General features: G+C 72.2%; 16 protein-coding genes and 1 pseudogene. 9 read left to right on the top strand and 8 right to left on the bottom strand.

The window, feature by feature from the left end; all coding sequences use genetic code 11:
• Positions 1-31: 31 nt before the first annotated feature.
• The 3 genes from PINTE_RS01265 to fbaA all read right to left on the bottom strand — a co-directional run bounded on the left by PINTE_RS01265 (position 32) and on the right by fbaA (position 2,835).
• Positions 32-1,027: a hypothetical protein gene (locus PINTE_RS01265; protein ID WP_068425106.1), complete on the bottom strand. Its 996-nt coding sequence runs from the start codon at positions 1,025-1,027 to the stop codon at positions 32-34.
• A gap of 265 nt (positions 1,028-1,292) precedes the next feature.
• Positions 1,293-1,703, bottom strand: coding sequence for a DUF3151 domain-containing protein (locus PINTE_RS01260; RefSeq protein WP_068425104.1), 411 nt, complete (start codon positions 1,701-1,703; stop codon positions 1,293-1,295).
• A gap of 106 nt (positions 1,704-1,809) precedes the next feature.
• Complete coding sequence (gene fbaA, locus PINTE_RS01255) at positions 1,810-2,835, bottom strand: class II fructose-bisphosphate aldolase (RefSeq protein WP_068425101.1); 1,026 nt, start codon at positions 2,833-2,835, stop codon at positions 1,810-1,812.
• A 242-nt stretch (positions 2,836-3,077) separates the two neighbouring features.
• Between fbaA and PINTE_RS01250 the strand changes: the two genes are divergently transcribed.
• From PINTE_RS01250 to PINTE_RS01225, 6 genes are all read left to right on the top strand, one after another.
• On the top strand, positions 3,078-4,448 hold the full coding sequence (locus PINTE_RS01250; protein ID WP_084343077.1) for a glycoside hydrolase family 32 protein: 1,371 nt from the start codon (positions 3,078-3,080) through the stop codon (positions 4,446-4,448).
• A gap of 78 nt (positions 4,449-4,526) precedes the next feature.
• Positions 4,527-5,003: a hypothetical protein gene (locus PINTE_RS23635; RefSeq protein ID WP_068425095.1), complete on the top strand. Its 477-nt coding sequence runs from the start codon at positions 4,527-4,529 to the stop codon at positions 5,001-5,003.
• Positions 5,004-5,211: 208 nt separating this feature from the next.
• Positions 5,212-5,616, top strand: a complete 405-nt coding sequence (locus PINTE_RS01240) for a hypothetical protein (RefSeq protein ID WP_068425092.1) — start codon at positions 5,212-5,214, stop codon at positions 5,614-5,616.
• Between the two features lie 67 nt (positions 5,617-5,683).
• Entirely contained in the window at positions 5,684-6,154 is a 471-nt protein-coding gene (locus tag PINTE_RS01235; protein WP_068425089.1) for a hypothetical protein, read from the top strand.
• 159 nt (positions 6,155-6,313) lie between these two features.
• Positions 6,314-7,738, top strand: a complete 1,425-nt coding sequence (locus tag PINTE_RS01230) for a sensor histidine kinase (protein ID WP_157087017.1) — start codon at positions 6,314-6,316, stop codon at positions 7,736-7,738.
• Positions 7,735-8,547: a response regulator transcription factor gene (locus PINTE_RS01225; protein ID WP_245642738.1), complete on the top strand. Its 813-nt coding sequence runs from the start codon at positions 7,735-7,737 to the stop codon at positions 8,545-8,547. Before PINTE_RS01230 ends, PINTE_RS01225 begins: the two co-directional genes overlap by 4 nt.
• A 59-nt stretch (positions 8,548-8,606) precedes the next feature.
• Here the strand turns inward: PINTE_RS01225 and PINTE_RS01220 are convergent, their stop codons facing one another.
• A complete protein-coding gene (locus PINTE_RS01220) occupies positions 8,607-9,317 on the bottom strand; it encodes a TrmH family RNA methyltransferase (protein ID WP_245642737.1) in 711 nt (236 codons plus the stop codon).
• A 78-nt stretch (positions 9,318-9,395) separates the two neighbouring features.
• Between PINTE_RS01220 and PINTE_RS01215 the strand changes: the two genes are divergently transcribed.
• Complete coding sequence (locus PINTE_RS01215; protein WP_068425267.1) at positions 9,396-10,076, top strand: DedA family protein; 681 nt, start codon at positions 9,396-9,398, stop codon at positions 10,074-10,076.
• A 76-nt stretch (positions 10,077-10,152) separates the two neighbouring features.
• Here the strand turns inward: PINTE_RS01215 and PINTE_RS01210 are convergent, their stop codons facing one another.
• From PINTE_RS01210 to PINTE_RS01200, 3 genes are all read right to left on the bottom strand, one after another.
• Positions 10,153-10,941, bottom strand: a complete 789-nt coding sequence (locus PINTE_RS01210) for a LemA family protein (RefSeq protein WP_068425084.1) — start codon at positions 10,939-10,941, stop codon at positions 10,153-10,155.
• Positions 10,942-11,067: 126 nt separating this feature from the next.
• Positions 11,068-11,679 (bottom strand): orotate phosphoribosyltransferase, encoded by a 612-nt coding sequence (gene pyrE / locus PINTE_RS01205; RefSeq protein WP_281178816.1) that lies wholly within the window; start codon positions 11,677-11,679, stop codon positions 11,068-11,070.
• 115 nt (positions 11,680-11,794) lie between these two features.
• Complete coding sequence (locus tag PINTE_RS01200; protein WP_068425081.1) at positions 11,795-12,604, bottom strand: SDR family NAD(P)-dependent oxidoreductase; 810 nt, start codon at positions 12,602-12,604, stop codon at positions 11,795-11,797.
• Between the two features lie 679 nt (positions 12,605-13,283).
• On the opposite strand from PINTE_RS01200, the gene PINTE_RS24955 reads away from it, so the two are divergent.
• Together PINTE_RS24955 and PINTE_RS01190 are read left to right on the top strand one after the other, a co-directional pair.
• Positions 13,284-14,540, top strand: a complete 1,257-nt coding sequence (locus tag PINTE_RS24955; RefSeq protein ID WP_245642736.1) for an MFS transporter — start codon at positions 13,284-13,286, stop codon at positions 14,538-14,540.
• A 16-nt stretch (positions 14,541-14,556) separates the two neighbouring features.
• On the top strand, positions 14,557-15,063 hold the full coding sequence (locus PINTE_RS01190) for a universal stress protein (RefSeq protein WP_217996458.1): 507 nt from the start codon (positions 14,557-14,559) through the stop codon (positions 15,061-15,063).
• Between the two features lie 128 nt (positions 15,064-15,191).
• Here PINTE_RS01190 and PINTE_RS23050 read toward each other — a convergent pair.
• Positions 15,192-15,504 (bottom strand): annotated as a pseudogene (locus PINTE_RS23050) (hypothetical protein); the annotation flags it as partial.

Genomic DNA, 15,504 nt, shown 5'->3' with positions numbered 1-15,504 from the left:
CACCCGCGTGTCTCTGCGTTCACAGTTGCGCTCACAGATGCGGGTGCTCGCGGGTGGACCAGCGGGGTTTGGCGGAGACGGGTGGGCGCGGGCGGGCGGCGGCCGTTCGATAGCTGCGTAGGATGCGCGCGCTCACCCGTGCGGGATTGCGCTTGAGCCCCGTGGGCGTGACGCCGATCACGGCGACGCCGTGCGAGGCGAGTTCGCCGTCCAACTCCACGGTGTCCACCCAGTCCTCCCCCAGCGCATGGTGTTGCCGGGAGTGGACCATCACGGCCATGGCGACGTCGTCGAACCACAGATCGGGGCTGATGAGGCGGCCCACCCCCGGCGCGGTGAGTTCCGGGTTGAGCATCGGCTCGGGAAGCTCGGCCACCGCGGCCAACAGCCGCGCCAGATCGGCCTCCGGAACCGACCACGAGCCCGCCGCGGCCTCCTCGATGGCCGCCCGCAGGGCGCGGGAGCCACGTCGGGTACCCCGATCAAGCTCATGAGCCAACGCCTCGGGGGTGACGAGGCGTCGCTGTACCCCTTCGATGACGATGGCCCGGCGATCGCGATCGGTGGGGGCCCACCGCGCGGCGTCCAGAATCGCGCGGGCCTTCGACGCCCACCGTCGGCCTCCCGCGGATACCGGCGCGGTCTCCGGCACTGCGGACCGATGCACCTGCACCCAACGGGCTCGCCTGGCCGCCTGGCGGGCCGGCACCAGCACATGAACCAGGGGATCCACGGGACCCGACCGGATGCCGAAGTAGCGAGCGGCCGTCGGGCCACCCAGAACCGCGCCCGGCCCCGCGAACAGCAGCGCTGCCACACCTCGCTGCGTCTCATCGAGATCGCCCGCCTTGGTGCACACGACACCCGGCAGCACATAGCGCCACTGCCGGCCCAGCCGCCACGCCAGGGCAGCGGAGGTGACACCCCCGTTGAGCAGTTGAGCTCGGGTGGCCAGGTGGTGTTGCGTCCGCAAGATGTGTGCGGCCCCTTTGGGCATCCCGGCCGCCGAGTCAGCGCTGCGCTCCATGCGCCCACCCTGGGCGGTTCGAGACGTGCCGCGCGCACACCGACCCCGCCCTGTGGGCAACGCCCAAGCCAGCGACCCCTTGGGGATAACTCCGGCTCTGCCACGCCTCCCGGCCTCCGCGCACTCCCCGGCGCGCGCATCCACCTCCCGAGTGAACGCAGCAGTGAACGCAGGGACACGCCGGTGATTCCCGGCGTGTCCCTGCGTTCAGGGCTGCGCTCAGGGCTGTGTTCGCGGCTGGGGTGGGGGGAGTGCGCCGAAGCCCTCAGAAGCCCAGGGCGTCGGCGGCCTCGGGGCTGGAGTCGCGCAGGAAGCTCGCGCAGCGCTGCTGCTCGTCGGCCTCCCCCAGCTCGCCGGCGGCGCGGGACAGCGCGGCCAGGGAGCGTAGGAAGCCGCGGTTCGGCTCGTGGGACCACGGCACCGGGCCCTGGCCGCGCCAGCCGGCCTTGCGCAGCTGGTCCAGCGAGCGGTGGTAGCCGGTGCGGGCGTAGGCGTACGCCAGCACGGGGGTGCCGTCGGCGAGCGCCGCCTCGGCGAGCTGAGCCCAGGCCAGCGCGGAGGCGGGGTGCTCGGCGGCGACCTGCTCCGGGTCGGCGCCGGCGCGCAGGTCGTCGGCGGCCGGGTCGTCCGGCAGCGTCGTCTCGGGAATGCCCAGCAGGTTCTTCGCGTCGGTCATGCCCCCACTGTGACCTGCGAACGCCCCGCGACGCCAACGGGCCCCGCACGACGACTCGTGCGGGGCCCGGTGGTGATGCGGGCGACGGACCGAAGCCGTCACCGACTCACTTGTGGGTGCCGGCGGAGCGCAGGTTCTCGCAGGCCTCGACGACGCGAGCCGCCATGCCGGCCTCGGCCTCCTTGCCCCACGCGCGCGGGTCGTACTTCTTCTTGTTGCCGACCTCGCCGTCGATCTTCAGCACGCCGGTGTAGTTCTCCAGCATCCAGCCGGCGACCGGGCGGGTGAACGCGTACTGGGTGTCGGTGTCGACGTTCATCTTGACGACGCCGTAGTCGACCGCGTCGGAGATCTCCTGCGGCAGCGAGCCCGAGCCACCGTGGAAGACGAGGTGGAACGGCTTCTCGTCGGAGGTGTTGAACTCCTTGTGCACCGCGTCCTGGGCGGCCTTGAGCACCTCGGGGCGCAGCTTGACGTTGCCCGGCTTGTAGACGCCGTGCACGTTGCCGAACGTCAGGGCCGTCATGTAGTAGCCGTTCTCGCCGGTGCCCAGGGCGCGCGCCGTGGCGATCGCGTCTTCGGGGGTGGAGTACAGCTTCTCGTTGATCTCGGCCTCGACGCCGTCTTCCTCGCCGCCGACGACACCGATCTCGACCTCGAGGATGATGTTGGCCGCGACGCACTTCTCGAGCAGCTCCTGCGCGATCTGCAGGTTCTCCTCCAGCGGCACGGCCGAGCCGTCCCACATGTGCGAGTTGAAGATCGGCTGGCCGGTCTTCTTGACCTGCTCGGTCGACAGCTCGAGGAGCGGACGCACGTAGGTGTCCAGCTTGTCCTTCGGGCAGTGGTCGGTGTGCAGCGCGATGTTGACGTCGTAGCTCTGCGCGACCTCGCGGGCGAAGGCGGCCAGGGCCACCGCGCCGCGGACCATGTTCTTGATCGTCGGGCCGGAGGCGTACTCGGCGCCACCGGTCGAGACCTGGATGATGCCGTCACTGCCGGCCTCGGCGAAACCGCGGATCGCGGCGTTGATCGTCTGGCTCGAGGTGATGTTGATCGCCGGGTAGGCGAAGGACCCGGCCTTCGCGCGGTCGAGCATCTCGGCGTAGACCTCATGGGTTGCGATAGGCACTGTGCGACTCCTCGTGTTGGGGGCTTTCGTGCAGCGACCGCTCGCCTCGGACCGTAACCGGCGCCTGGCCGCCTCGCCGACTCGAGCGGCAAGGCGAGGCGCGGCTCATCACGGACGCGGCGGCCTCGCTCGTCATCCTATGCCCGGGCATTCCCTCGCAGGTGTTGTAGTGCCGGATCTCCTGACGGCCGGCCGGCTGCCGCGCTGGGCGACCCGATCACGCGCCGGGTAGAAAGGGCGTCATGCCTCGTCAGCCCGCCCTCCCGCGCTACCACCTTCGGCCCCGCCGCGGCTGGCTGAACGACCCCAACGGGATGACCTACCGCGACGGCCGCTGGCACGTCTTCTACCAGCACAACCCCCACGCCGCCCAGCACGGCGACATCCACTGGGGGCACGCCTCCAGCGCCGACCTGGCGACGTGGCGGGAGCACCCCGTCGCGTTCGGCCCCACGCCCGACGGGCCCGACTCCGCGGGCTGCTGGAGCGGCGTCTTCCTGCCGCCCGCCATCGCCGGCGACGACGCCCTCGTGGCGTACAGCGGCGTCGTCGACGACTCCCACGCGAGCACCACCGTGATGCGCCGCGCCCTCGACGACTCCCTCGACACCTGGAGCGAGCCGTGGGTCGTCGCGCGCACCCCGACCGCCGACGGCGTCGCGGTCATGCGTGATCCGTTCCTGTTCGTCCACGGCGGGCGCCGCTGGGCCCTGCACGGAGCCGGGCTGGTCACCGGCGAGCCCGCAGTACTGCTGTTCTCCTGCGACGACCTGCACGCCTGGGTGTACGAGGGGATCTGGGCGCGCCGCGCCGACACGCTCGACGCCCCGTTCGCCGCCGACATCTGGGAGTGCCCGCAGCTGGCGTTCGTCGACGGCCGCGCCGTGCTCGTCGTCTCGACGCAGCTGCGCGGGCAGCTCGACGACGTCCTCGCGGTGGTCGGCGACGTCGTCGACGACACCGAGCACCCCGGTCGGCCGGCGTTCCGGGCCGCGGGATGGCACCGGCTCGACGCCGGGGAGGTCTGCTACGCACCACAGTTCACCACGGACGACACCGGCTCGTGGCATCTGGGCTGGGTGCGCCAGGAGGCGGTTCGCCCCGACGACCTGCCCGACGAGCACTCCGACGATGCCCCCGCTGAGGGCGGCTCGGAGGACCTCGTGGCCGGGTGCCTGACGCTGCCGCGCCGGCTGCGGGTGGTCGACGGGCGGATCGTCGTCACCCGCGCCCCGGCCACCGACGCCCTGCTCGCCGACGCGCCCGACCTGGCCGCCGAACTGCCCCTCGACCTGCCTCCCGGCGACCACGACCTCCCGCCGGCCGCGATGGTCTCGACCCGCGGCGGAACCCTCGTCTCACCTCGCGGACGGATCGAGTTGCCGAGCGGCCCGGCTCAGGTCTGGCTGGACGGCGAGGTCGTCGAGGTCTACCCCGAGCCCGCGCCCCGAACGCACTGTGTCCCGGCCACCTTCCGACACCCCGACACGGTCTCCTGGCGGTTGACGGTGCCGTCGGGCACGAGCGCCCGGCTGCACCGGCTCCTCGATTCCGGCGCACCGCCCGACGACGGGTGCCCGCGTTTCGGACCGCAGGGAGCGTTGGGCAAGTAGCGTTCGTTGCCAGGCACATCGGGCGGTGCCACCGCGTGCCTCCCCCGACCCGTCCACCGCCTCGAAAGGTGTGAACCGATGAACGCCACCCGTACCCCCGCCCGCACCCTCGCCGTCTCCCTGCTCGCCGGGGCCTTGGGTGTCGTCGGACTGACAGCCTGCTCCTCCGGCGCGAGCACCGCGCCCGAGACGACCGCGGCCGCGACCCCCACGCAGACCGCGACCCCCACCGACAGCCTCATGGACACCGCGACCGACGCGGCCAGCGGTGCCGCCGGAGACGCGACCGACGCCGCCGACTCCGCTCGGGCCGCTGCGAGTTCGGCCGCCGCCGCGGTCAGCGAGCGCGTCGACATCAACAGCGCGAGCACCGAGGAGATCGCCGCGACCCTGCGCGAGAACGGCGTGCCGGACGCCGACCGCTGGGCCGGCGAGATCGACCGACTCCGCAAGACCGACCCCAACACCGTGACCACCCGCCTGCAGCAGGAGGCCGAGCGCGCCGGCATCAACCAGGAGACCGTGCAGAACCTCCTCGGCAGCCTGCGCTTCTGAGCGCCCCAACGGCTACCCCGAGTCGGCGCGACCGGCTCGGGGTAGCCGTTCGCCGTCCGGGGGACAGTGGCCCGGGAGGGGACACGGGGGTACTACGACCATCGGACAATGGCGCGCCGAGCGGGCGCACACCGATGCTGAGGACATCGCAGCAACGGCCGGTCCCGGCCGATGCAGACAGATGTTCTCGATCGAAAGGCCCCGACCCATGCGCTCCCGCCGCCTCGCCTACCTGTCCGCGGCCGCCCTCGCCGCCACCACCTTCGGCCTGACCGCCTGCTCCTCCGGGTCGAGCACCGCCGGCAGCGCCGAGAGCACGACCGCGCAGGCCACGACCACTGCCGCCACGAGCGCGGCCCCCACCTCGAGCGCGGCCTCCGGTGCCGCCACCGCCTCCGGCCAGACCGCCGACGCGAACAACGCGAGCACGGACGACATCGCCAAGGCGCTGCAGGCGCATGGCGTGCCGAACGCCGACCGCTGGGCGAAGGAGATCGAGGAGTACCGCCCGTACACCTCGAGCGACCTGGCGACCAAGCTCGGGCAGGAACTCGGCAAGTACGGCGTCGACCAGCAGACGCTGGCCAACATCCTCGCGAGCCTGAAGGTCTGACGATGATCGACTACCCGGAGCGCTCGATGTATCCCGAGGTCTCGCGGACCCCGCCGAGCCCGACAGCGTGACGTGGGACCGCTACGGCGATGCCCGCACGACCCGCTTCCTGCGGCGCGCGTTCCTGCTCGTCGCGGCCGGCACGTGCGGGGGTGCGGTGCTCGAACTGGCGATGCTGCGGCACTGGGACGGTCTCGACCAGCTCGTGCCCTGGGTCGTGCTCGCCGCCCTCGCGGTCGGCATCGCGGCCGTCGCGCTGAAGCCCACCCCGCGGGTGCTCCTCGCAGCCCGGTTGCTCGCCGTCGGTAGCGCGTTCGCGGGCGCGTTCGGGGTGTGGGAGCACGTCTCCTCCAACTGGGAGACGGCCCCGCTGTCGGCGACCTGGGCCTCGACCTGGGACACGCTCTCCCCGCTGCAGCAGTGGTGGGAGGCCGCGACCGGCGGCGCGGGCATCGCACCCCCGCTGGCGCCCGGTTTCCTCGCTCTCACCGGCATCTGCCTGGCGCTCGCGACGACCGGGCTGCTGCACCGACGGTGAGCCGGCCCGACAGCCCGCCGCGTCCGGGCGTGAGTCGGACCTGCACGCCGACGACAGCCCGGGCCCCACAGGTGACGCGGTTACCGTGAGCCGGTGTCCAGTCGTCGAGGCCTCCCGGGGCCCGGTCCGGTCGAGCGGGCGATGACGCCCGATGGGTCGGTGCCCGCTTCCGGGACGTCGCAGACCCCCCAGATTCCCCCGGGGGAACCACCCGAGCGCGAGTGGCACGTCGTCGCGCGCGGGGATCGCGACGGCGGCGCGCCCACGACCGACCTGCGCAGGTTGGTCGTGGCGGGCGTGGCCGCCGTCGCGGTCGTGCTGCTCGTCGTCACGATCGGCACCGCCTCCGTGAGCCGGTTTCTCGCCGAGCGGGACGCGATCGCCAACGGCACCCAGACCGCCGACCTGCTCGCCGCCGCCGCGATCGAACCCCGTCTCACCCCAACGCTGCTCGCCGGCGCCTCGACTGCCCTCGACGAGCTCGACGAGGTCGTCGACACCAGGCTCGGGGCCCTGGGGGTGATCCGGCTGAAGATCTTCACCGCCGACGGCACCGTGGTCTACTCCGACGAGCGGCGCCTCGTCGGGCAACGCTTCGACCTCGGGGCCGTCGAGCGGGCGGTGCTCGACCACGGCGTCACCCGGGCCGCGGTGACCACCCCGGAGGGGCGCGAGAACGAGTTCGAGGCGTTCCGGGGGCGGCTCCTGGAGATCCGGCGGCCCGTGCACGCCACGACGGGGCAGCGGCTGCTGCTCGAGGTGTACGGGGACTACGCCCAGATCGAGCCGCGCGCCGCCGGGCTGTGGCGCACGTTCGTCGCGCTCGAGGTCGTCGGCATGCTGGCGCTCCTGCTGCTCCTCGCGCCCGTGTTGTGGTGGCTCGTGCGGCGGCTCGCCGAGGCGCAGCGCCGCCGGGAGGAGGCGTTGCGCGCGTCGGTCGTCGCCTCGGACGCCGAGCGACGCCGCCTCGCCGGCACCCTGCACGACGGGCCGGTGCAAGAACTCACCGCCGCCTCGCTGACGGTGGCCGCCGCGGCGGACTCCATGCGCGCCGCCGGTCAGGAGCAGCGGGCCGCCACCGTCGACGAGGCGGGGGTGCTGGTTCGCCGTGGGATCGCGAGCCTGCGCACCCTCCTCGTCGAGCTCTACCCGCCCGAGCTGCGCGGCGCCGACCTCGACGACGTCGTCGACGACCTCGTCGAACCGCTGCGGTCCCGCGGCATCGCCGCCACCGCATGGGTGGAGCCCGGCGTCGGCGCGCGGCTCGGCTCCGAGCAGGTGCCGCTCGTCCATCGCGTGGCCCGCGAGTGCCTGCGCAATGCCGCGACCCACTCGCAGGCCGCACACGTCAGTGTGCGAATCGCCCGGGCTCCCGGCCACGATGACAGGGTGGTCGTCGAGATCGCCGACGACGGGAAGGGATTCGACGTGCGCGAGACGATGCGGTATCCGCGCGAGGGGCACGTCGGGCTCGCGGTGCTCGCCGACACCTGCCGGCGCGCCGGGGCCCGCCTCGAGGTCGCCAGCGCTCCCGGCTCCGGCACCGTGTGGCGTCTGACCCTCACCCCGGAGGCGGGCCGGTGACCACACCCGACCCCGCCCCGCGCCGCGACGACCTCCCGGGCGACCTCGCGCACGACATACCGGGCGAGCTCCCGAACGACATCGCGGTGCTCGTCGTCGACGACCATCCGCTCGTTCGCCAGGGGTTGCGCGCGATCCTCGACGCGGCGCCGGGGGTGCGGGTGGTCGGTGAGGCGGCCGACGGCGACGAGGTGGTCGAGGCCGCGAGGGCCTGCGCGCCGCGGGTCGTGCTCATGGACGCGTCGATGCCGCGCCTCGACGGGGTGCGGGCCACCCGGGCGCTGCGGGAGGCGGTGCCGAGCGCGGCCGTCGTCATGCTCACCTCGTTCTCGGGCCGGGAACGGGTGCGGGCCGCGATCGAGGCCGGCGCCACCGGCTACGTGCTCAAGGACGCCGATCCGGCGCAGGTCGTCGCCGCCGTGCGCGCCGCCGCCGGCGGCCACGTGCGCTCGACCCGCGGGTCGCCGGCGCCCTGCTGCCCCGCCGGCGGATCCCCCGCCCACGACGCAGCGACGACCCCCGGCGGGTCTTCGCCACCCGGCGCATTCTCGGCACCCGGAGGGCCCGGGCCCGCCGACGAGCCTCCGCGCTCCCCCGGCCCCTCCCCCGAGGCCGCCGCGGACCTCAGCGCTCGGGAGCGGGAGGTGCTCGCGCTCGTGGCGCAGGGTCTGGCGAACAAGCAGATCGCCCGTCGCCTCGGCATCAGCGAGCGCACGGTCAAGGCGCACCTCGGCGCGGTCTACCGGGCGATCGGCGTGGCCGACCGCACGAGCGCCGCGCTGTGGGCCAACCGGCGCGGGCTGGGCTGAGGGCCGCCGACCCGAGCCCGCTCAACCGAGTCCCACCCCGAGCCGGCCAGGCCGAGCCCTCAGACCGACTGCCCGAACACGTGCGCCCGCACCCAGGCGTGCATGGCGATCGCGGCGGCGGCGCCGGCGTTCATCGAGCGGGTCGAGCCGAACTGCGCGATCTCGAGCACGTCTCGGCAGGCCGCCAGCGCCTGCGGCGTCAGACCCGGACCTTCCTGCCCGAACAGCAGCAGGCAACGCCGCGGCAGCCGATACGTCTCCAGCGGCACCGACCCGGGCACGTTGTCGACACCGAGGATCGGCAGCGACTCTCCCGCACCGTCTCCGGGCTGGGCGGCGGCCCACCGCACGAGGGCGTCGACGTCGGCGTGGTGGTGCTCGTGCTGGTAGCGGTCGGTGACCATCGCGCCGCGCCGGTTCCAGCGGCGGCGGCCCACGATGTGGAACGCGGCGACGTTCATCGCGTTGGCCGTGCGGATCACCGAGCCGATGTTGAAGTCGTGGCCCCAGTTCTCGACGCCGATGTGCAGCTCGTGCCGCCGCTCGTCGAGGTCGGCGACGATCGCCTCGTGCCGCCAGTAGCGGTAGGCATCGACGACATTGCGGGCGTCGCCGCGTTCCAGCAGCTCGGGGTCGAGCCGCGGATCGGCCGGCCGCGCACCCTGCCACGGACCCACGCCCACGCTCGGGCTCGGCCGCGCCGGCCCGGCTCCCGAGTCGGCTCCCGAGTCGGCTCCCCAGCCGGCTCCGGAGTCGGTGTCGCCCGTCATCGCGCCACGCCCACCGTCCACGGACGGGCGGTACACAGCACCCGTTGGGTTTGCTCACGTACCGTGTGAGTCGTGTTCATGCCACCTTCCATCGACTGGATGGATCCGCAGTACCTGCTGACGCGCTTCGGCACCGGCTTCTTCTGGGTCAGCACCGCGATCGTCTTCATCGAATGCGGCCTGCTCTTCCCGATCCTGCCCGGTGACTCGCTGCTGTTCGCGATCGGGATGTTCATCCGGCGCGGCGACGTCGCGATCGCGTTGGCGCCGGCCCTCGTGATCCTCAGCGTGGCCGCCCTGTTGGGCAACATCGTCGGGTACGAGATCGGCCGGGCGATCGGCACCCCGCTGTACCAGCGCGACGGCCGCTTCCTCAAGCGCAAGTACTTCGACCAGACCAACGCCTTCTTCGACCAGCACGGCAACAAGGCCCTCGTCATCGGCCGGTTCGTGCCGATCGTGCGCACGTTCATCACGGTCGTCGCCGGCGTCGGGCGCATGGACCGCCGCCGGTTCTTCACGTGGAGCGCGGTCGGCGCGATCCTGTGGGCCACCGGCATCACGCTGCTCGGCTACTTTCTCGGCGGCATCGCGTTCATCCACGACAACCTCGAGGCCGCCATCCTGACGATCGTGTTCGTCTCGCTGCTGCCGATGGTCTTCGAGTACGTCATGCACAAGCGCCGCTCCAAGGCCATCGTCGAGGAGGCGGTCACCGCCGGCCAGGACATCGTCGACGGCCACCGCGACTCCCGCTGACACGGCCAACCAACAACGAAACGGCCCCGGTCACCTTTCACGGTGACCGGGGCCGCTTCGTGGGCGACGCGCGAACTCAGCCCTGCGCGTTCGGGTCGGTCGGGCGGGCCTGGCCGGGCTGGGGCTCCGGGCGCTGGTCCTGGATGGGGCTGGGCTGGTAGTTCTGCCCGAGGCCCTGGTTGGCGTCGTAGCCGGGCAGCTGCCCCTGCGACTGCGAGCCGCCGATGGAGCCGGTCTGGCCGGTCTGGCCCTGGTAGCCCTGGCCGCCCTGTCCGGGGCCGGCGACCGTGCCGCCTCCCTGACCGAAGTTGACCTGGGGCACGTTCTGCGCGGCGGGCTCGGCCTCGAAGTACGGCTCCTTGGAGATGCCGGCCATGTTGGCGAGGAAGTTCGTCGGCACCGACTCGACCTTGGTGTTGAGCTCGCGCACGGTGGCGTTGTAGTAGCGGCGCCCGGAGGCGATACGGTCTTCGGTGGCCGACAGCTCCTGCTGCAGCGCGGTGAAGTTCGAGTTGGCCTTGAGGTCGGGGTAGGCCTCGCTGACGGCGAGGAGGCGGCCGAGCGCCTGGCTCAGCTCACCCTCGGTCTGCGACGCCGCGGCCGGGGAGTCGCCGCCGGACATCGCCTGCGAGCGGGCCTTCATGACGGCCTCGAGCGTGCCGGACTCGTGCGAGGCGTAACCCTTGACGGTCTCGACGAGGTTGGGGATGAGGTCGTGCCGGCGCTTGAGCTCGACGTCGATCTGGCGCCAGGACTCCTGCACCAGGTTGCGCGACTTGATGAGGCCGTTGTAGCCCGAGAAGCCCCAGACGACGACGCCGACGACGACGATGAGAAGGATGACGATGATGAGCAAGGCAGTCATAGTGTGAGCCTCCGGTGGTATGGGGGCGGTCCCGGCCGATCCTACGCGGCCCGCCTGACAGGAACTGGAACGTCGCCGCAGCGGCGTCGCGTTCCCGCGGCGATCTCGAGTCGACGGAGCGCTTGCTCAGCCGAGCCCGAGGTCGGACAGCCCGTAGGCGGACCGGTATTCCAGACCGGTCTCGGCCTCGATGCGCTCGGCCGCCCCGGAGCTGCGGTCGGCGATGACGGCGACGGCCACGACCTGGGCCCCCGCCTCCCGGCAGGCCTCGACGGCCGTCAGGGGCGAGCCGCCGGTCGTCGACGTGTCTTCGACGACGAGCACGCGACGGCCCTCGATCGACGGCCCCTCGATGCGCTGCTGCAACCCGTGCGCCTTCTCGGCCTTGCGCACGACGAAGGCGTCGAGGCGCGCGCCGTCGGCGGCCGCCGCGTGCAGCATGGCGGTGGCGACCGGGTCGGCGCCCATCGTCAGGCCCCCGACCGCGTCGAACTCCAGGTCGGCGGTCAGCTCGCGCATGACGACGCCGACGAGCGGCGACGCCTCGCCGTCGAGGGTGATGCGGCGCAGGTCGACGTAGTAGTCGGCCTCCTTGCCGGACGACAGCGTCACCCTGCCGTGCACGACGGCCTTGGCCTTGACGAGGTCGAGGAGGCGGTCGCGGGCCGACTGCGTCGGGTCGGATGTCGGGTCGGATGTCGGGTCGGGCGTCGGGGCGGAGGCGCTGGAGTCGGTCACGGCCGCCAGGTTATCCGGCTGCCGCCGACCGCCGGCCCGACGCCTTCTGGGCGAGACGGCCCACGCCGGCTCTCCCGCATCCAGGCGGAGCCAGCGCATCCAGGCCCCTGGCCCGCTAGGCCCCGGAGGCGGTGCGCCGCGCCCGCCCCAGACCGCCCGACATCCGCGTGACGACCGAGCGCGGCAGCACCCGCATCACCCCGGTCAGCGCGCGGTAGTGCGCGCCCGGCACGACGACCGGCCGGCCGCGGCGCAGCCCGTCGAGCGCGGCGGCGACGACGTCGGGGGCATCCAGCCACAGGCCGTCCGGCAGCCGGGACATGTTCATCGCCGCGCGGTCGTGGAACTCGGTGTGCGTGAAGCCGGGGCAGACGGCGCTGACGCGCACCCCGGTCGGGGCCAGCTCATCGGCGAGCGCCTCCGAGAACGTCGTCACCCACGCCTTGTTCGCCGAATAGCTGCCCATCGCGGTGAAACCCGCGACCGAGGAGACGTTGAGGATGCCGCCGCGGCCGCGGGGCGCCATCGCCGCGGCCGCCGCGTGGCTGAGCACGAGCACCGCGCGGCACATCACGTCGAGCGCCCGCTCCTCCTCCTCGACCGGCGTGCGCGTGAACGACGTGCCGATGCCGAAGCCGGCGTTGTTGACGAGCAGGTCGACCGGCCCGGCTCCTGAGCTGTCGGGCCCGGCGGGGCCGTCGCCCGCGAGCCGCTCGGCGACGGTCTGCAGCGCGGACCGGTCGGCCAGATCGGCGGGAAGGGTCTCGACGCGCACGCCGTGCTCGGTGCGCAGCGACTGCGCGACGGATTCGAGCCGGTCGGCGGAGCGGGCGACGACGACGAGGTCGTGCCCGGAGGCGGTCAGCTGGCGGCAGAACTCGGCACCCAGCCCGGCGCTGGCGCCCGTCACGAGAGCGGTCGTCATGCGCTTCACGGTACGAGACCGGGACGAGGGCGACCGCGTCGAGGGGCGCGAGACGCGTGAGAGTCGGGGGTTCGGGGCCGGGCCGATCGGGTCGCGAGCACGCGTGTGTCCGATCCCACAAACGCGGGCACCGCCTCCGCCCCGTTTGCGCAATCGAGACGACGGAATTGGGTGCTGGTCACCACAACGCGGTGACACGAGAGTAAGTTCCACGTGGCTAACAGGATTCAGGTTCCGGTTCGTCGCGCTCCCTGCGGGGGTCTGCGGGGTGCCGGTCGACTCGCAGGAGTGGCACCGATGGCACACACCACCGAGCGCAGGGGGCCCGTCCCCCACCGGCGCGACGGCGCGTGCGTGGCCCCCACCGGCGGCCTCACCGACTGGATCCCGGCGGCCATCTCCGCGCCGTCCGCGTCGACGACGATCCGTCGGCGCACGGTCGGAACAGGGGGCGTCCGTCGCCCCAGTCGCCCCCGGTCCACCCGACCGTTCACCGTCCGCTCGTCACGAGGGGCGGTCTCCACCGGGCCCGGCCACGGTCAACCGACCGCCGGGCATCACTCCCCAGGGGAAAAAGATGACTGATAGCACAACGGTTGTGCGTCAAAAGCCGCTGATGGATATGCGGCAAATCCTCCTGATGAACTTCGGGTTCTTCGGGATCCAGTATTCCTTCGGAATGCAGCAGACAGCTGTCAACCCGATCTACCAGATGCTCGGGGCGAGCCCCGAGGAGCTGCCGCTGCTGAACATGGCCGGCCCGATCACCGGACTGTTCATCCAGCCGATCATCGGCGCCCTCTCCGACCGCACGTGGTCGGATCGGTGGGGCCGGCGTAAGCCGTTCTTCCTTATCGGCGCCACCGGCTGCGCGATCTGCCTGTTCCTCTTCCCGTGGGTCACCGCGGTGTGGATGGCCGTGCTGCTGCTGTGGTTGCTGGACGCCAGCAACAACACGGCGATGGAGCCCTATCGCGCGTTCATCGCCGACAAGCTGCCCCCGAGCCAGCTCGCCAAGGGCTTCCTCGCGCAGAGCTTCTTCACCGGTTTCGGCATCACGCTGGCCAACATCTCGCTGTACGTCTTCAAGTTCGTTCTCGACGGGGCGACCGGTGCCGGCATCCCCTACTGGGTCGTCGGTGCGTTCATGCTCGGTTCGGTGTGCTCCATCGGCACCGTGCTCGTGTCGGTCATCAGCACCCCGGAGATCCCACCCACCCCTGAAGAACTCGCCAAGCTGCGCGAGGGCTCGAAGGGCGGTGAGGCGCTCAAGGAGATCTGGGACGCGATCGTCGAGATGCCGGTCGAGCTTCGCAAGATCGCGCTGGTCTACCTGTTCCAGTGGTACGCGATGAACGTCTATTGGCAATTCGTCGCCGGCTCGATCGCCGAATCCGTCTGGAATACCACCGACACCCAATCCGCCGGCTTCAAGGAAGCGACGTCGTGGGTCGGCCTCGTCAACGGCTGGTACAACATCGTGACGTTCAGCGTGGCATTCCTGCTCGTCGCGTTGGCGAGAAAACGTGGCGCCAAGATGGTGCACTCGATCTGCCTGTTGCTGGCGGCGGTCGGCCTCATCATCTTCGCCAACGTGTCGAACCAGTACCTGTTGTTCATTCCGATCATCGGCCTGGGTATCGCGTGGGCCTCGATCATGGGCGTTCCCTACATCATGATCGTGCGCATGATTCCCTCGACGCGCTACGGCGTGTACATGGGCATCGTCAACATGATGATCGTCATCCCGATGCTCATCCAGACGCTGACCTTCGGGTGGGTCTTCAAGCACTTCCTCGGTGACAGCTCGACCAACGCCATCATGTTCGCCGGCGTGCTGCTCGGTCTCGCCGCCCTCGCCATGCAGTGGATCAAGGAGCCGCCGATCGTGCGCGATGTCGACGACGTGACGCACATGCCGACGGCCGCTCACTGAGGACGGGGGATTCGACATGACTGAGGCCATGAAGGACTACCGCACGGTGGTCGTCGGCACGGACGGGTCCGCCCTGGCGGCCCCGACCGTGGCCCGCGCCGCCTGGATCGCCCAGCGCGACGATGCCGAGCTGGTCATCGTCTGCGCCTGGTCGGAGCTGTCGCGGCGCGACGAGGCGAAGAACACCCGCACCGAGGGCGGCGACAGCCGCCAGGGTGAGGTCATCGGTCGCAACGCGGCGCAGCAGGCGGTCGAGGCCGCCGCGGTCGTCGCCCAGGAGCACGGCGCGACGGTCTCCGCCGCGCTGTTGGCGCAGGGCGAGCCCGGTGCCGCGCTCCTGGAGGTCGCCGCGGAACGGCGCGCGGACCTGCTCGTCGTCGGCGCGATCCGCGACACGAGCATCGCCGGGCGCCTGCTCGGCACGGTCGCCGGCGACGTCGTCCGCAAGGCCGACTGCGACGTGCTGCTCGTGCGCCCCGAGGGCCTGACCACGGGCGCCTTCCCGGTGCCCGAGGACGTCTGAGCCAGTACCACCCGACGAGGCCCGCCGACTCCCCAACTCACCGGAGCCGGCGGGCCTCGTCGCGCCTCCCCTCCCTCTCACTTCCTGGCCGAAGGCTGCCCTTTGGGTCGAGGGCTCCAGCTACATCCCTAGCCCTCGACCGAAAGGGCAGCCTTCGACCGAGTTGGGGGGAGGCGGGGGGAGGGTGGGGCCGGCGTCGGCGGGTGGCCGAGGCGGAAGATCGCCACGGCCTCGTGACCGTCGGGCAGCAGCGCGCGCACGCGGGCCGCGGTGGTGGGCACGTCGATGAGCTGACTCAGCGGGTGCACGGCCCAGCCCTCGCGGGCGGCCACCAGCCACGCGCGCAGCAGGCCGCGCCCGAGCTCGCACTGCTCCTGCGGGCCGACGCCCGCGGGCGCGTGCGCGACGAGCACCACGCCCAGGTGGCGCGGCGCCGCCGCC

Source organism: Piscicoccus intestinalis NBRC 104926, from assembly GCF_001515525.1.
GTDB lineage: Bacteria > Actinomycetota > Actinomycetes > Actinomycetales > Dermatophilaceae > Kineosphaera > Kineosphaera intestinalis.
The sequence above is the reverse complement of the archived record's forward strand: the minus strand, read 5'-3'. Positions and strand labels throughout refer to the sequence as shown.

Coding starts and splice junctions, on each gene's coding strand:
- PINTE_RS01265 (WP_068425106.1), bottom strand. CDS start 1,027: ATGGAGCGCAGCGCTGACTCGGCGGCCGGGATGCCCAAAGGGGCCGCA.
- PINTE_RS01260 (WP_068425104.1), bottom strand. CDS start 1,703: ATGACCGACGCGAAGAACCTGCTGGGCATTCCCGAGACGACGCTGCCG.
- PINTE_RS01250 (WP_084343077.1), top strand. CDS start 3,078: ATGCCTCGTCAGCCCGCCCTCCCGCGCTACCACCTTCGGCCCCGCCGC.
- PINTE_RS23635 (WP_068425095.1), top strand. CDS start 4,527: ATGAACGCCACCCGTACCCCCGCCCGCACCCTCGCCGTCTCCCTGCTC.
- PINTE_RS01240 (WP_068425092.1), top strand. CDS start 5,212: ATGCGCTCCCGCCGCCTCGCCTACCTGTCCGCGGCCGCCCTCGCCGCC.
- PINTE_RS01220 (WP_245642737.1), bottom strand. CDS start 9,317: ATGACGGGCGACACCGACTCCGGAGCCGGCTGGGGAGCCGACTCGGGA.
- PINTE_RS01215 (WP_068425267.1), top strand. CDS start 9,396: ATGCCACCTTCCATCGACTGGATGGATCCGCAGTACCTGCTGACGCGC.
- PINTE_RS01210 (WP_068425084.1), bottom strand. CDS start 10,941: ATGACTGCCTTGCTCATCATCGTCATCCTTCTCATCGTCGTCGTCGGC.
- PINTE_RS01200 (WP_068425081.1), bottom strand. CDS start 12,604: ATGACGACCGCTCTCGTGACGGGCGCCAGCGCCGGGCTGGGTGCCGAG.
- PINTE_RS24955 (WP_245642736.1), top strand. CDS start 13,284: ATGCAGCAGACAGCTGTCAACCCGATCTACCAGATGCTCGGGGCGAGC.
- PINTE_RS01190 (WP_217996458.1), top strand. CDS start 14,557: ATGACTGAGGCCATGAAGGACTACCGCACGGTGGTCGTCGGCACGGAC.